The 14217-nt window shown below is 68.0% G+C and carries 18 protein-coding genes; 16 read left to right on the forward strand and 2 right to left on the reverse strand.

The annotated features are described in order from the left end of the window. The first annotated feature begins 12 nt into the window (after positions 1-12). Complete coding sequence (locus MO1_RS03040; RefSeq protein ID WP_060915192.1) at positions 13-594, forward strand: TetR/AcrR family transcriptional regulator; 582 nt, start codon at positions 13-15, stop codon at positions 592-594. Positions 595-606: 12 nt separating this feature from the next. Further along, on the forward strand, positions 607-2157 hold the full coding sequence (gene ffh, locus MO1_RS03045) for a signal recognition particle protein (protein WP_036309203.1): 1551 nt from the start codon (positions 607-609) through the stop codon (positions 2155-2157). Between the two features lie 6 nt (positions 2158-2163). Here ffh and MO1_RS03050 read toward each other — a convergent pair whose 3' ends face one another. Continuing rightward, complete coding sequence (locus MO1_RS03050; protein ID WP_060915193.1) at positions 2164-3321, reverse strand: glutamate--cysteine ligase; 1158 nt, start codon at positions 3319-3321, stop codon at positions 2164-2166. Between the two features lie 185 nt (positions 3322-3506). Between MO1_RS03050 and rpsP the strand changes: the two genes are divergently transcribed. The 13 genes from rpsP to MO1_RS03115 all read left to right on the forward strand — a co-directional run bounded on the left by rpsP (position 3507) and on the right by MO1_RS03115 (position 12504). Then, on the forward strand, positions 3507-3914 hold the full coding sequence (gene rpsP / locus MO1_RS03055) for a 30S ribosomal protein S16 (RefSeq protein ID WP_036309199.1): 408 nt from the start codon (positions 3507-3509) through the stop codon (positions 3912-3914). Between the two features lie 4 nt (positions 3915-3918). Next, positions 3919-4149, forward strand: a complete 231-nt coding sequence (locus tag MO1_RS03060; RefSeq protein ID WP_060915194.1) for an RNA-binding protein — start codon at positions 3919-3921, stop codon at positions 4147-4149. A 1-nt stretch (position 4150) separates the two neighbouring features. Further along, a complete protein-coding gene (gene rimM / locus MO1_RS03065) occupies positions 4151-4756 on the forward strand; it encodes a ribosome maturation factor RimM (RefSeq protein ID WP_060915195.1) in 606 nt (201 codons plus the stop codon). A 1-nt stretch (position 4757) separates the two neighbouring features. Further along, positions 4758-5468, forward strand: a complete 711-nt coding sequence (gene trmD / locus MO1_RS03070; RefSeq protein WP_060915196.1) for a tRNA (guanosine(37)-N1)-methyltransferase TrmD — start codon at positions 4758-4760, stop codon at positions 5466-5468. Positions 5469-5517: 49 nt separating this feature from the next. Further along, positions 5518-5985 (forward strand): hypothetical protein, encoded by a 468-nt coding sequence (locus MO1_RS03075; RefSeq protein ID WP_060915197.1) that lies wholly within the window; start codon positions 5518-5520, stop codon positions 5983-5985. Positions 5986-6148: 163 nt separating this feature from the next. Then, positions 6149-6496, forward strand: a complete 348-nt coding sequence (rplS, locus tag MO1_RS03080) for a 50S ribosomal protein L19 (RefSeq protein WP_036309189.1) — start codon at positions 6149-6151, stop codon at positions 6494-6496. A 134-nt stretch (positions 6497-6630) separates the two neighbouring features. Next, positions 6631-7368, forward strand: a complete 738-nt coding sequence (lepB, locus tag MO1_RS03085) for a signal peptidase I (protein WP_174520539.1) — start codon at positions 6631-6633, stop codon at positions 7366-7368. Beyond that, positions 7368-8027, forward strand: a complete 660-nt coding sequence (rnhB, locus tag MO1_RS03090; protein ID WP_060915199.1) for a ribonuclease HII — start codon at positions 7368-7370, stop codon at positions 8025-8027. Before lepB ends, rnhB begins: the two co-directional genes overlap by 1 nt. A 56-nt stretch (positions 8028-8083) precedes the next feature. Continuing rightward, entirely contained in the window at positions 8084-8407 is a 324-nt protein-coding gene (locus MO1_RS03095; protein ID WP_036309185.1) for a DUF2469 family protein, read from the forward strand. A 90-nt stretch (positions 8408-8497) separates the two neighbouring features. Then, positions 8498-8860, forward strand: a complete 363-nt coding sequence (locus MO1_RS03100; protein ID WP_060915200.1) for a YraN family protein — start codon at positions 8498-8500, stop codon at positions 8858-8860. Further along, on the forward strand, positions 8857-10383 hold the full coding sequence (locus MO1_RS03105; RefSeq protein ID WP_060915201.1) for a YifB family Mg chelatase-like AAA ATPase: 1527 nt from the start codon (positions 8857-8859) through the stop codon (positions 10381-10383). Before MO1_RS03100 ends, MO1_RS03105 begins: the two co-directional genes overlap by 4 nt. Beyond that, positions 10377-11543: a DNA-processing protein DprA gene (dprA, locus tag MO1_RS03110; RefSeq protein WP_060915202.1), complete on the forward strand. Its 1167-nt coding sequence runs from the start codon at positions 10377-10379 to the stop codon at positions 11541-11543. Before MO1_RS03105 ends, dprA begins: the two co-directional genes overlap by 7 nt. A gap of 67 nt (positions 11544-11610) precedes the next feature. Then, complete coding sequence (locus tag MO1_RS03115) at positions 11611-12504, forward strand: tyrosine recombinase XerC (RefSeq protein WP_036309178.1); 894 nt, start codon at positions 11611-11613, stop codon at positions 12502-12504. A gap of 11 nt (positions 12505-12515) precedes the next feature. On the opposite strand, the gene MO1_RS03120 is transcribed toward MO1_RS03115, so the two are convergent. After that, positions 12516-13010: a murein hydrolase activator EnvC family protein gene (locus MO1_RS03120; RefSeq protein ID WP_060915203.1), complete on the reverse strand. Its 495-nt coding sequence runs from the start codon at positions 13008-13010 to the stop codon at positions 12516-12518. A 288-nt stretch (positions 13011-13298) separates the two neighbouring features. Here MO1_RS03120 and rpsB point away from each other — a divergent pair, with 288 nt between their 5' ends. Further along, positions 13299-14198: a 30S ribosomal protein S2 gene (gene rpsB / locus MO1_RS03125; protein WP_036309173.1), complete on the forward strand. Its 900-nt coding sequence runs from the start codon at positions 13299-13301 to the stop codon at positions 14196-14198. Positions 14199-14217 lie beyond the last annotated feature (19 nt).

The following is a 14217-nucleotide window of genomic DNA, read 5'->3' on the forward strand; positions in this document are numbered from 1 at the left end:
TAGGCTTGCGGGATGACGACCGGCCGACCCCGCGCGTCGTCCCGCGAGGTGCTCTCCGAGGCGGCGTGCGAGCTGTTCCTCGAGAAGGGATTCGAGGCCACATCCATCACGGAGATCGCGGCCCGCGCGGGCGTGAGCCGCTCGAGCTTCTTCAACTACTTCGACTCGAAGGACGCGATTCTCTGGTTGTCCCTCGATCACCGTCTCGGGCAGCTGGAGAGTGCGGTGCCGCCTGGCGACCCGGTAGTCGCTCTTCAGCATCTCTGCGATGGATTCGAGCCCGACAGCCTTGCGCTCGCGCTGATCAACTCCGAGGCGATGGGTCTCTTCGACGAGCTCGAGCGCGCCGCCGCCGTCCGCCAAGCCAGAATCGCGCGGGCCGTCGCGGCATCCCTCGTCGCGACGGGGACGGGTGCGGTCGAAGCGGCCGTCTGCGGAGCCGCTCATGCCGGCGCCGTGATGATCGCCATCGAACGATGGGCCCGCGCCGGAGCAGGTCGCGCCTCACTCTCCGGTGAGCTCGAGAATGCACTCGCGATCGCAGCGGTGACTCTGCCGACGCGGGGCGCCGGGGACTCGGCCGCTCTCGACTAAACTCGAGTCATCATGGCTACCTTCGGCACGCTCTCCGATCGGCTCACAGAGACCTTCCGCAATCTGCGCACGAAGGGAAAGCTCACTCCCGCCGACATCGACGGGACCGTGCGAGAGATCCGACGTGCCCTTCTCGACGCCGACGTCGCGCTCCAGGTCGTGAAGGAGTTCACGGGCAAGGTGCGCGAGCGTGCCCTCGGCGACGAGGTGAACCGGGCGTTGAACCCCGCTCAGCAGGTCGTTCAGATCGTCAACGAGGAACTCGTCGCGATCCTCGGCGGACAGCAGCGCCGGCTGCAGTTCGCCAAGCAGCCCCCGACGGTCATCATGCTCGCCGGGCTCCAGGGCTCCGGTAAGACCACGTTCGCCGGCAAGCTCGCGAAGCAGCTCGAGAAGGACGGCCACACGCCCCTGCTGGTCGCCTGTGACCTCCAGCGCCCAAATGCGGTCAACCAGCTCACCGTCGTCGCCGAGCGAGCGGGAGCTGCGATCTACGCTCCCGAGCCCGGCAACGGCGTCGGCGACCCGGTCAAGGTGGCGCGCGACGGAGTGGAGCACGCACGTCGCCAGCAGTTCGACACGGTGATCATCGACACCGCCGGTCGACTCGGTGTGGATGCCGAACTGATGAAGCAGGCCGCGGACATCCGTCGCGCGACCGCGCCCGACGAGGTCCTGTTCGTCATCGACGCGATGATCGGTCAGGATGCCGTCAGCACGGCAAAGGCGTTCCAGGACGGCGTCGACTTCACCGGTGTCGTCCTCTCCAAGCTGGACGGCGACGCGCGTGGTGGAGCGGCGTTGTCCGTCGCGTCCGTCACGGGGCGCCCCATCATCTTCGCGTCCACGGGTGAAGGCCTGGACGATCTCGAGGCGTTTCACCCCGACCGCATGGCGAGCCGCATCCTCGACCTCGGTGACATCCTCACCCTCATCGAGCAGGCTCAGCAGGCCTTCGACGAGGATGAGGCCCAGCGGGTCGCTCAGAAGCTCGCGACCGAGCAGTTCACCCTCGAGGACTTCCTCGAGCAGCTGCAGCAGGTCCGCAAGATGGGCTCGATGAAGAAGATGCTCGGCATGCTGCCTGGTATGGGGCAGATGAAGCAGCAGATCGAGAACTTCGATGAGCGCGAGATCGATCGCACCGAGGCGATCATCCGCTCGATGACGCCGGGCGAACGACGCAATCCGAAGGTGCTGAACGGTTCGAGGCGACTTCGCATCGCCCGAGGTTCGGGCATGACCGTCACGGACGTGAACCAGCTCGTGCAGCGCTTCGACCAGGCCGCGAAGATGATGAAGACGGTTGCTCGAGGAGGCGTTCCTTCCATGCCTGGGATGGGCGCGGTCGGCGGCAAGCCGGGTGCATCGAGCAAGCGGGGCAAGAAGCAGAAGAGCAACAGCGGCTCGCGCTCGGGCAACCCGGCCAAGCGAGCCGCCGAGAACGCGGGCATCACGACGGCGGATGCCGCGTCGGCCGGCTCAGGCTTCGGCCTCGGAGCCCCCGCGCAGCCCACCGAGGCGGATCTCGCCGAGATTCAGAAGCTCTTCGGAAAGAGCTGAGCGGCGTCAGCCGACGGAGACGAACTCCCGGAGGGTGGGTCCGCCGCGGAACTCGCGGATGAGGTGCCTCACCACTTCGCGCAGATCGCCGTCGGCGGCATCGGCCACTCGGATCTGACGCTCGTAGCTCGCACCTCGATCGAGGATCTGGGTCACCTCGGCGAACTCCTTGGCGCAGTGGAGTTCCGCGGCGATGGGGGAGAGCGACTCGACGATCTCCCGCAGATGCTCGGCGACGGGACGCTGGCGTCCTTCCTGGTCGACGATCACCTCGGCCTCGAGGCCGTACCGGGCGGCGCGCCACTTGTTCTCTCGGACGAACCACGGCTGGATCGTCGGGAGAGCCTTGCCCTCGTCGAGCATCCGGGAGAAGTGCTCTGCGAGGACCTGGACCAGTGCGGCGACGGCGGCGAGTTCGGGGAGCGTGGACATCCCGTCACAGGCGCGGATCTCGATCGTGCCCCAGCGGGGAGCGGGACGGATGTCCCAGCGGACCTCTGTCGCGTCCGCCATGACTCCGGTCCGCTCCATGTCGCCGAGGTAGGCCTCGTACTCGGCCCACGATTCCAGTGGCCAGGGGAGGCCAGCAGTCGGAAGCTGCTGGAACACCAGCGCGCGATTGGACGCGTACCCGGTGCGATCCCCGGCCCAGAACGGGCTCGACGCCGAGAGCGCCTGCAGGTGCGGGAGGTAGGCCGACAGTGCGTTGATCATCGGGAAGACCTTGGCGACGTTCTCCACGCCGACATGGACGTGAATGCCCCAGATCATCATGTTGCGCCCCCACCATTGGGTGCGCTCGATGAGCTTGTGATAGCGAGTCTTGTCGGTGACCTCCTGGTCGTACCACCGCGCGAACGGGTGGCTGCCCGCGCAGAGGAGTTCGACTCCCTGGGTGTCGGTGACCGTCCGCACCAGGTCGATCGCATCTCCGATGTCGTCGACGGCTGCCGCGACGGTGTCGCCGACCCCGCTCGTGACCTCGATGGTGTTGGTGAGGAGTTCGCCGGTGACGGTGTGCCGCTCGTGACGGGTCTGATCCTCGATCTGGTCGAGGATGCCGGGCGCTGCCGGGACCAGATCACCGGTCGACCCGTCGGCCAGCATGATTTCCCATTCGATCCCGACGGACGAACGAGCGGATGTGGCGAAGGTCACCGTCATGGGCCCAGTGTGGCACGCCGACTCGGCGGTTCGCGGCATCCCCTCGCATCTGGCAGAATAGACGGTTGGACCGCCTTGCCCGACCCTCTATCCGGCTCGGAGGTCCACCGCAGAGCTCCCGCCGGGTGTGCACCCCACGCTCCAGGCGACGTTCAACATCACTCGCAACACCATTCAGGAGAATTGTGGCTGTCAAGATCCGTCTGAAGCGTCTCGGTAAGATCCGTGCGCCCTACTACCGCATCGTCGTCGCTGACTCGCGCACCAAGCGCGATGGCCGTGTCATCGAGGAGATCGGCAAGTACCACCCCACCGAGCAGCCCTCGTTCATCGAGGTCGACTCGGAGCGCGCGCAGTACTGGCTCTCCGTCGGCGCACAGCCGACCGAGCAGGTCGCTGCGATCCTCAAGCTCACGGGCGACTGGGGCAAGTTCAAGGGCGACAAGGATGCCGTGTCGACCGTGAAGACCCGCGAGCCCAAGGCTCCGTTCGAGATCGACTCGTCGAAGAAGTCCGTCATCAAGCCCAAGGCGGAGAAGAAGGCCGACGCGCCTGCTGCCGAGGCTGCCGACGACGCGACCGAGTCCGAGTAATACCTTGCTGGCCGCCGCGCTCGAACACATCGTCAAGGGGATCGTCGATCACCCGGATGACGTCACCATCGCCTCCAGCACGTCGCCTCGCGGCGACGTGCTCGAAGTGCGTGTGCACCCCGACGACCGGGGTCGTGTGATCGGGCGCGGCGGGCGCACGGCAAAGGCTTTGCGCACCCTCATCTCCGCCTTGGCCGACGGCACGCGCGTCCGCGTCGACGTCGCGGACGACTGACGTGTCGGCACCCTCGGCCCGGACGCAGCTGCGTGTCGGGCGCCTCGTGAAGGCGCACGGCCTGAAAGGCGCGCTGAAGCTCGAGCTCTTCACCGACGATCCGGATGGACGCTTCGTTCCTGGTGCGGTGTTCACCTTGCAGGTTCCGGAGTCGTCGCCCTGGCACGGAAAGACCGTCACCGTCAAGGAGTTCAAATGGATGAACTCCCACCCGGTGGTGTTCCTCGACGGGATCGATGATCGCTCCGGCGCGGAATCGATCGTCCGCGCGATCCTCTGGGTGGACCAGGACTCCGCCGCTCCGGTCGTCGAAGACGACGCGTGGTACGACCACCAGCTCGTGGGGCTCGACGTGGTGCGCGACGGAGCCGTCATCGGCCGGGTCTCGCGCATCGATCACTTCCCGTCTCAGGACCTCCTCAGCGTCCAGCTCACCGGAGACCAGGACCGCGAGGTCCTCGTACCCTTCGTGCGGGCGATCGTTCCCGAGGTCGACATGGCCGCCCGTCGACTCGTCGTCACCCCGCCTGCCGGGCTGTTCGAAGACCTGCCGTCCGACGACGACTCACCCGCTGAGTCGGGCGACGAGGACTCTGCCGGTTCCTGACGTGCGCATCGACGTCGTCACGATCTTCCCGGCCTTCTTCGACGTCCTCGAAGTCTCGCTGCTCGGCCGCGCCCGCGGTGCGGGACTGCTCGACATCCGCGTCCACGACCTTCGCGACCACGCGACTGATCGCCACCGCACGGTCGACGACACGCCGTACGGCGGCGGCGCGGGCATGGTCATGAAGCCGGAGCCGTGGGCGCTGGCCCTCGATGAGATCGCGACTCTCGATGAGGGGGAGGCGGCGGATGCGGCATCCGGACCGCTCTTCGTCTTCCCATCGCCTGCCGGGGAACGGTTCACCCAAGCCACGGCGCGCGAGTGGAGCGCCGAGCAGCATCTCGTGTTCGGCTGCGGCCGATACGAGGGCATCGACGAGCGCGTGTTCGCGTACGCCGCCACGATCGGCCGAGTCCGGTTGGTGAGTCTCGGTGACTACGTCCTGAACGGCGGCGAGGTCGCGGCGATGGCGATGATCGAAGCCGTGGGCCGACTCGTCCCCGGTGTTGTCGGCAATCCCGACAGCCTCGTCGAGGAGTCGCACGAGGACGGTCTTCTCGAGTACCCCTCGTACACGAAGCCCGCGTCGTGGCGAGGATACGACGTTCCCGGCGTGCTTCTCAGCGGTCACCACGGACGTGTGGCGCAATGGCGCCGCGAGCAACAGATCGAGCGCACCCGGACGCGGCGCCCGGATCTCCTCGCCGACTGAGCGCGGCACCGCCGAAGACCGTTCGCCCGTGTCGGCGTAGCATCAGAGGATGCCTCTGCGTCGCGGATTCTTCTTCTGGCTCCTCCCGAGCGCGGTCGTCCTGCCGCTGTGGCTGCTCATCGGATGGATCGTCTCGGATGCGGGTGGATGGGCGCTCGCGTGGGTCCTGATTGTCGCCATCCCCTCGGTCCTCGTGGGTCAGCTCGTCCTGACCCTTCTCATCCGTTCCCGTGGGACGGTCCGCCACACGCGCACCGTGTCCTGGTGGGATGCCGCGGGGGTCGGGTTCTGGCACGTGTTGACGATCGGCGTCGGCCTCTTTAATCAAGCCTGGTTCTGGCCCCTGCTGATCGCCGCGACCGTGGTCTTCTTCGCAGTCTTTTGGTCGTCGCTGCGTCAGCTGCTGCAGGAGGCCGGTCCGTCCGTCATCCTTCGTCGCTACACGGCCGCCGCCGACCTGGGCCGCGCCGACCCATCGGTGGTGGTCCTGGAGGAGAAGCGCGACCCGCTGCGCTGAGAAGGTTTGGCCCCCGTCTGCATTCATGGCAGAATGGGCACTTGTGCCCTGACAGATCTCTGCCTCAGGGGAGTTCGGAGCCGCTCAGGCGCCGACAGGGCACCACATCCTTTCTCCTCTAACTCTCGCGGTCGACCTGTGGCGGTCGCAGGAAGTGACGATCATGCAGATCCTCGACTCCGTCGACGCAGCCTCGCTGCGGTCCGACATCCCCGTCTTCAACGCCGGCGACACCGTGAAGGTGCACGTCAACATCACTGAGGGCTCCCGCTCGCGCATCCAGGTCTTCCAGGGTGTCGTCATCGGTCGCTCCGGCGATGGCGTCCGCGAGACCTTCACTGTTCGCAAGATCAGCTTCCAGGTCGGCGTCGAGCGCACCTTCCCCGTGCACAGCCCCGTGATCGACCACATCGAGGTCGTCACGCGTGGTGACGTGCGTCGCGCGAAGCTGTACTACCTGCGCGAGCTCCGCGGCAAGAAGGCCAAGATCAAGGAGAAGCGCGACCGCTAAGCGCTTCTGTGACGGATGCCCCGGGACGATGGTCTCGGGGCATCCGTCGTTCCCGGGTGTTTCGATGCTCGCAGCGGCCGTCATGTGCGACGCTGGTGGATGGTCGCCGAACCCCGGCACCGGTGAAGGACAGCATGACCACCGACTCCCCGTCGCCCGCGCTCGACAGTGACGCTCCCGGCCGTTCGCGCCGCGGTCCGTGGCCGTTCATCCGTGACGTCCTTGTCATCCTGGTGGTCGCGATCCTCGTGTCCTTCCTTGTCAAGACGTTCCTCGTGCGCTCGTTCTACATCCCCTCCGGATCGATGGAGCGGACCCTCCTCAAGGGGGACCGGATCCTCGTTGACGAGCTGACCCCGCGCTTCGGAAGCTACGAACGCGGTGACGTCGTGGTCTTCCGCGACCCGGGCGGGTGGTTGCCCGCGACCTATCAGCCGGAGCAGCCTCCACTCACGGCGGCTCTCGACTGGCTGGGTTCGCTCGTCGGGCTCACCGCGTCCGACAGCGAGGACCACCTCATCAAGCGGATCATCGGACTTCCCGGCGACCACGTCGTCTGTTGCAACGCGATCGGCCAGGTGACCGTCAACGGTGTGCCGATTGACGAGAACGCCTACCTCGACCTCGACCCGTCTCAATCGGCTCCGGACGAGTTCGACTACGACGTCACCGTCCCGGAGGGGTCGATATGGGTGCTGGGAGACAATCGCGACAACTCGCAGGATTCGCGCTACCAGCAGGATCAGCCGGGCCGCGGTTTCGTACCCATCGAGAACATCGTCGGTCGCGCCTTCCTCATCACCTGGCCCTTCGACCGCTTCGGGACGATCGACTCTCACCACGAGGTCTTCAGCGGGGTTCCGAAGCCGTGATGGCGGTCGTCGCGCCGACTCTGACGCTCGAGCGACGCCTGCTACGCGAGCACGCTCTCGTGATCGCGTGCGACGAGGTCGGCCGAGGGGCCTTGGCAGGCCCGGTTGCCGTGGGTGCGGTGGCCGCGGATGCTGCCTTCAGCCGCCGCCGGATCCCTCAGGGTCTCCGTGACTCCAAGCTCATCGTGGAGCCGCGTCGTGCGGACGTCGCCGAGCGCGCCCGAGCGTGGGTACCCGCTCACGCGGTGGGGTGGGCGACGGCGGCCGAGGTCGATGACGTGGGGATCATGCGGGCGCTCGGGCTCGCCGCCGTCCGAGCGATCCAAGACCTGGGGAGGCAAGGGGTCGATGTCCAGGATGCGCTTGTGATCCTCGACGGCAACTACGACTACATCAGTCCGGTCGCCGCCATCGGGCGGGGCGTACAACCGATCATCAAGGCCGACCGCGACTGCGCTTCGGCTTCGGCCGCATCCGTCATCGCCAAGGTCGCGCGAGATGATCACATGGGCGAGTTGGACGGGGCAGCGCCCGTCTACGGCTGGTGCCGGAACAAGGGGTACGCGAGCGCCGAGCATCGCGCAGCCATCGAGCATCATGGATTGAGCGCTCACCATCGCGCATCGTGGGCGATCGCGGCGGCACCGACCCTGTTCTAGATCTCACGCCGACGCCGGCTCGACCCGGCCGAGCGCCCGCATAGGATGGAGTCACCATGGATGACGAAGTCTTCGAGGACTACGACCGCGAACTCGAGCTGGCCCTGTACAAGGAGTACCGCGACGTCGTCGGTCAGTTCCAGTACGTGATCGAGACCGAGCGTCGGTTCTACCTCGCCAACGAGGTCAACGTCGTCCGCCGGGACACGGAGCACGACTTCTACTTCGAGATCTCGATGAATGACGTGTGGGTGTGGGACATCTACCGAGCGGATCGTTTCGTCAAGTCGGTTCGGGTCCTCACCTTCAAGGACGTCAACGTCGAAGAGCTGCAGCGCCGCGACTTCCAGCTGCCCGAAGAACTCTCCCTCGACGGCTGAGTCTTCTCCCCAGCGGCACGACTCGACCCCTCGTCCACTGACGTGGCCTACGGCATGCCGTCGATCCGCTGACCTCCCCAGAGTGGGGGAATGGCAGCGAAAGACGACCTCGGCCGGGCAGGCGAAGAGCGCGCGGAGAAGTACCTCCGGGCTGAGGGTTTCACCATCCTCGACCGCAACTGGCGAAGTCGCAACGGTGAGATCGACATCGTCGCCGCGCGAGGCGGCGAGCTCATCATCGTCGAGGTGAAGACCCGGCGCGGGGAATGGTTCGGTCATCCGTTCGCCGCCGTGCACGCTCGAAAGCGCGACCGGCTGTGGCGCCTGGGCGCCGCGTGGGTGGTCGCGCACCCTGATGCAGCGCGCGGTCGCCGCCTCAGACTCGATGTCATCGGCGTCACGGGACCCGACCCCGAGACCGCCGTCGTCGAGCACCTCGAGGATCTCCGGTGAGTCTCGGCCGAACGTGGTCGGTGGTGCTGACTGGTCTTGTGGGAGACATCGTCGAAGTCGAAGCCGACCTGTCCAATCAGGTTCCGGGCTTCTCGATCATCGGTCTCGCAGACAAGGCTCTCGGAGAAGCTCAGCAGCGGGTCCACAACGCCTGCGCGAACAGTGATCTCCCGCTGCCTCGTCGCCATGTCACGGTCAACCTGTCGCCGGCGAACCTCCCGAAACGCGGATCCGCGTTGGACGTCGCCGTCGCCATCGCGGCCGTGGCGACGGAATCGCCTCTGGATCGACAGTCACTCGCAGAAACCGTCCACCTCGGGGAGCTCGGACTGGACGGGCGTCTCCGACCCGTGTCCGGAGTGCTCCCCGCCGTGATGGCGGCCGCGAGAGCCGGCTTCCGCAGGGTCATCGTTCCTCACGGCAACCTGTCGGAAGCCGAGCTGGTCGAGGGGATCGAGGTGCGCGGCGCGATCAGCCTTCGCGACGTGGCGCGAGCCCACGGTCTTGACGTTCCCGATGTGCTGACGGATCCCGTGCCCGCGCCTGAGGGCACTCCCGCCGAGGACATCCAGACGCCGGATCTCGCGGATGTGATCGGGCAGCGGGATGCCGTCGAAGCGCTGGTGGTCGCGGCCGCCGGCGGGCATCACCTGCTCATGAGCGGCCCGCCTGGGGCCGGGAAGACGATGCTCGCCAAGCGGCTGCCCGGGCTCCTTCCCGATCTCGATGACGGCACTGCGCTCCAGGTCGCGTCGATTCGATCGCTCGCGGGACTCCCTGTGACGGCGCTGCAGCGACGGCCTCCCTTCGAGGCACCCCACCACACCGCATCGGCGGTCGCCCTGGTCGGCGGTGGGAGTCGCACGCTCCAGCCGGGGGCGATCGCTCGCGCGAGCGGGGGAGTGCTGTTCCTCGATGAGGCGGGCGAGTTCAGCGGGCACGCGCTCGACGCACTCCGCCAGCCGTTGGAGTCGGGCTGCATCGAGATCCACCGTGTCGGTTTCCGAGCGGTCCTACCGGCAAGATTCCAGCTTGTGGTGGCCACCAATCCGTGTCCGTGCGGCAACTATGGCGTTCCCGGTGGAGCGTGCTCGTGTCCGTCGCTCGCTATCCGGCGTTACCTCGGCCGACTGTCCGGCCCGCTCATCGACCGGATTGACATCGAGCTGGGACTGCAGCGGGTCTCTGCGACCCAGAGCACTGCGGCCGAGATGACGACTGCTGTGGGGCGCGAACGCGTCGCCGTCGCGCGCGAACGGGCGCTGCGGCGCCTGCACGAGACTCCGTGGCGGACTAACGGCGAGGTCGACGGAACATGGCTGCGTTCGGGCCCGCTCCGGCCCGACCCCGCGATCACTCGTCCGCTGGACGACGCGCTTCATCGCGGTTCCCTCACCTTGCGCGGCTACGACCGTGTGCTCCGCGTCTCGTGGACACTGGCCGACCTGGCGGGCAGAGATCGTCCGAGCGCGGCCGATATCGGGGGAGCGCTGTACCTCAAGCGGGGAGCATCGACATGCTGACCGCCCGCTCGCGTGAGGTCCGGGCCAAGCTGACCGGACTCGTGGCACCGGAGGTGCTCGACGACGACGGTGCCGCCGCCCGTCATTACGCGCACGCCATCTGGTCGTGCGTGACGGAGCCGGGGGACGGGGTGGCCGGCGCCTTGATCGCCGAATGGGGGGTCATCGCAGCTGTCGAAGCAGGACTGGGTTCCGGCGGTACGACGAACGCCGCGCTCGAGGCCGGCCGCCGCCGGTGGCAGGCGCGTCTGTCTTCCGTAGAGGATGCGCTCGACAGCGCGAGGCACGTGGGGGCACGCCTTCTCGTGCCGGGGAACCCGGACTGGCCGGTTCGCGTCGATGACCTCGGCCTCCACGCTCCCCGAGCCCTCTGGGCCCGCGGGAACGTCGCCTCTCTCGCCGGCGATAGTGCCCTTGCACTGGTCGGTGCGCGGGCGGCGACGGGATACGGCGAGCACGTCACGGGAGAACTCGCGACGCATCTCTCCCGCCGCGGCGCGACGATCGTATCCGGCGGCGCGTACGGGATCGACGGGCTGGCTCACCGAGCGACGCTCGCTGTCGACGGCGTCACGGTCGCGGTCCTCGCCGGCGGCGTAGACCGCCCCTATCCGGCGGGGCACGCGGATCTGCTCGGTCGGATCGCGAGGGGTCCCGGCGTCGTGGTCGCCGAGGTTCCCTGCGGCACGCCGCCCACCAAATGGCGCTTCCTGCAGCGGAATCGTTTGATCGCCGCCTTGAGCGATGCGACGGTCGTCGTCGAAGCGGGATGGCGCAGCGGCTCGCTCAACACGGCCGGGCACGCGGCTGCCTTGGGGCGCCCTCTCGGTGCTGTTCCGGGGCCGGTGACGAGCGCGGCCTCCGCGGGCTGCCACCGCCTGCTCCGCGAATACGACGCACGTTGCGTCACGTCGGCCGACGACGCGTCCGAGCTCCTCGGCGCGCAAAGTCCGGCCGAGCCTGTCACGAGCGGGCGGACGGACGATCGGACCCGGGTGCTCGACGCATTGAGCGTTCGCAGTCCGCGCGAGCCGGACGACGTCGCCCGCCGCGCGGGGTTCGGAATCGACGAGATCCGCGGCCTCCTCGCGATCCTGGAGCTGGACGGACGGGCACGGCGCGGTCCGGAGGGGTGGCGGCGGGTGACGTCACCGTCGTGACGGTCCGCGCCTGATCGGCACGCCTCCCGCACGCGCGGCGCGCACGCGGCATCCTGAAAGCGTGCGTATGTCCGCGGCGGTCCAGCTCTACATCGAGCAGGTGGAGCGCGTGCGCCGCCTGTCGGCTGCGACGGTGCGTGCGTACCGGTCGGATCTCGCCGATCTCACGACATTCCTCGGTGACCCTGAGATCGCGCAGATCGATGTCGAAGACCTGCGCGAATGGCTGTGGTCCGCGGCCCAGAACGGCATCGCGCGCGCCAGTGTCTCGCGGAGAACCGCCTCTGCGCGCGGGCTTTTCGGGTGGGCGCTGGGAGAGAGCCTCCGCCCCGACGATCCGACTCTCCGACTGGTGACCCCCAAACGCGGTCGCACACTGCCGACCGTCGCCACGTCGACATCGCTCGACGACGTCCTCAACGGGCTCCGAGCTGCGGCCGACGAGTCCGGCGACCCGATCGTTCTCCGCGACGCGGCGCTCCTGGAGGTCCTGTACGGAGCCGCGCTCCGGGTGTCGGAAGCGTGCGGCCTCGACCTGGAATCGCTCGACCGCTCGGCATCGACCGTCCGCGTGCTCGGCAAGGGCGGCAAAGAACGTGTCGTGCCCTTCGGCGCCCCGGCGGCGAAGGCCGTGGACGCATGGATCGTCCGTGGGCGCCCCACGCTCATGACCGATCCCCCCACGACCGCGCTCTTCCTGGGCGCCCGCGGCGGACGTCTGGGGGTCCGCACCGCATATGAGGTTGTCCGGCGAACCGTTGGCCCCGTCGTAGGAGCGGATGCCGTGGGTCCCCACGCTCTCCGGCACTCCGCCGCCACGCATCTCCTCGACGGTGGCGCGGACCTCCGCTCTGTACAGGAACTGCTGGGGCACGCGAGCCTCGGCACGACCCAGATCTACACGCACGTCTCCACTGAGCGGCTGACCGCGGCGTACCGGCTCGCCCATCCCCGCGCGTAGGCGGGCGCCGCTCAGCAGCAGGGCAGCAGGATCGCTCGTGGGACGCGCCCGAGCAGGAGCAGCGGATTCACGTACTCGCCGTCGTGTCGGACGCCGACGTGGAGGGTCCCGGGCAGCGAGTGACCGCCCTGGGAGAGTTCGCCGATCGGGTCCCCGGCGGAGACGACATCTCCGACCGTCACCGTCGCTGCGACGGGCTCGACGCTCGTCACCCACCCGCCGCCGTGGTCGATGGTGACGATCCCTCGGTCGACCACGGTTCCCGCGAAGGCGACGACCCCGGCTGCGGGAGCGTGGACCGCCCCGTCGGCCGGACCGATGTCGATACCGCGGTGACCTGGTCCGTACTCGTGGGCCGGCGCCTCGAAGGGTCTGAGCACGCTCGCACCCGCCGCCGGCAGGCGCCAATCGGGTGGAGCATCGTCGGCTCCGCGCCCCGCCGGAGCGTTCGCCAGACTCATACTGGCGACAAGGGTGACGAGGGTGAGGAAGCGGAGGTGGCGCATTGACCCATCCTCAGAGTCATGACCATCGGGCCGCCCGGGGGCGAGTGAGTCGGGGATGGGGCACCGGGGCACCGCGCGGGGGAGGAGGCGCCGTTGTTGCTATGCTGATGGGGCACCTCGCTTGTCGGGGTGACTACGCGTGCCCAGAGTGGCTCGATTCGACCATGTCGATCGAAGACGCGGCATCCCCACCCAACGGTCTCCTCCCGGAGCGGGTGCGTGCCGGGCACCAGGCTCGTCGTGACCATCGGTCCGGCGCGATCAACCACACAGAACAGGAGAACGGCCATGGCCGTCGTCACCATTCGCCAGCTGCTCGACAGCGGCGTCCACTTCGGACACCAGACCCGCCGGTGGAATCCGAAGGTCAAGCGCTTCATCCTCACAGAGCGCAGCGGCATCCACATCATCGACCTGCAGCAGTCGCTCGGGTACATCGACAAGGCGTACGAGTACGTCCGCGAGACCGTTGCCCACGGTGGCACCGTCCTGTTCGTCGGTACCAAGAAGCAGGCGCAGGAGATCATCGCCGAGCAGGCCACGCGCGTCGGCCAGCCCTTCGTCAACCAGCGTTGGCTCGGTGGCCTCCTCACCAACTTCTCGACCGTCTCCAAGCGACTCGCACGCATGAAGGAGCTCGAGGAGCTCAACTTCGAGAACCCCTCTGAGAGCGGCTTCACGAAGAAGGAGCTGCTGCTGAAGAAGCGCGAGCTCGACAAGCTGCACAAGTCGCTCGGCGGTATCCGCAACCTCACCAAGACGCCTTCGGCGATCTGGATCGTCGACGCGAAGCGCGAGCACCTCGCGGTCAGCGAAGCTCAGAAGCTCGGCATCCCCGTGATCGGAATCCTCGACACGAACGCCGACCCCGACGAGTTCCAGTTCCCGATCCCGGGCAACGACGACGCGATCCGTTCGGTCAGCCTGCTGACGCGCATCATCGCCGACGCTGCCGCCGAGGGTCTCATCCAGCGCCACAACCCGACCGACGAGTCGGCCGAGGCCGAGCCGCTGGCCGACTGGGAGCGCGAGCTCCTCGAGTCCGCTCCCGCCGAGCAGGCTGACGCCCCGGCTGCAGAGGAGTCCGCTCCCGCCGCCGAGGCAACCGAGGCTCCGGTTGAGGAAGCGACCGAGGCTCCCGCCGAGGACGCGACCGAGGCTCCCGCCGAGGCCAAGTCCGCCGAGTGATCTTCCTGTCAGCGCCCCG

The organism is Microbacterium oleivorans NBRC 103075 (genome assembly GCF_001552475.1).
In the GTDB taxonomy this organism is placed as follows: Bacteria; Actinomycetota; Actinomycetes; order Actinomycetales; family Microbacteriaceae; genus Microbacterium; species Microbacterium oleivorans.

Bases quoted from the DNA above. Each gene is read 5' to 3' on its own strand.
- MO1_RS03040 (WP_060915192.1), top strand. From the start codon at position 13: ATGACGACCGGCCGACCCCGCGCGTCGTCCCGCGAGGTGCTCTCCGAG.
- ffh (WP_036309203.1), top strand. From the start codon at position 607: ATGGCTACCTTCGGCACGCTCTCCGATCGGCTCACAGAGACCTTCCGC.
- MO1_RS03050 (WP_060915193.1), bottom strand. From the start codon at position 3,321: ATGACGGTGACCTTCGCCACATCCGCTCGTTCGTCCGTCGGGATCGAA.
- MO1_RS03075 (WP_060915197.1), top strand. From the start codon at position 5,518: ATGCCTCTGCGTCGCGGATTCTTCTTCTGGCTCCTCCCGAGCGCGGTC.
- rplS (WP_036309189.1), top strand. From the start codon at position 6,149: ATGCAGATCCTCGACTCCGTCGACGCAGCCTCGCTGCGGTCCGACATC.
- lepB (WP_174520539.1), top strand. From the start codon at position 6,631: ATGACCACCGACTCCCCGTCGCCCGCGCTCGACAGTGACGCTCCCGGC.
- rnhB (WP_060915199.1), top strand. From the start codon at position 7,368: ATGGCGGTCGTCGCGCCGACTCTGACGCTCGAGCGACGCCTGCTACGC.
- MO1_RS03095 (WP_036309185.1), top strand. From the start codon at position 8,084: ATGGATGACGAAGTCTTCGAGGACTACGACCGCGAACTCGAGCTGGCC.
- MO1_RS03100 (WP_060915200.1), top strand. From the start codon at position 8,498: ATGGCAGCGAAAGACGACCTCGGCCGGGCAGGCGAAGAGCGCGCGGAG.
- dprA (WP_060915202.1), top strand. From the start codon at position 10,377: ATGCTGACCGCCCGCTCGCGTGAGGTCCGGGCCAAGCTGACCGGACTC.
- MO1_RS03115 (WP_036309178.1), top strand. From the start codon at position 11,611: ATGTCCGCGGCGGTCCAGCTCTACATCGAGCAGGTGGAGCGCGTGCGC.
- MO1_RS03120 (WP_060915203.1), bottom strand. From the start codon at position 13,010: ATGCGCCACCTCCGCTTCCTCACCCTCGTCACCCTTGTCGCCAGTATG.
- rpsB (WP_036309173.1), top strand. From the start codon at position 13,299: ATGGCCGTCGTCACCATTCGCCAGCTGCTCGACAGCGGCGTCCACTTC.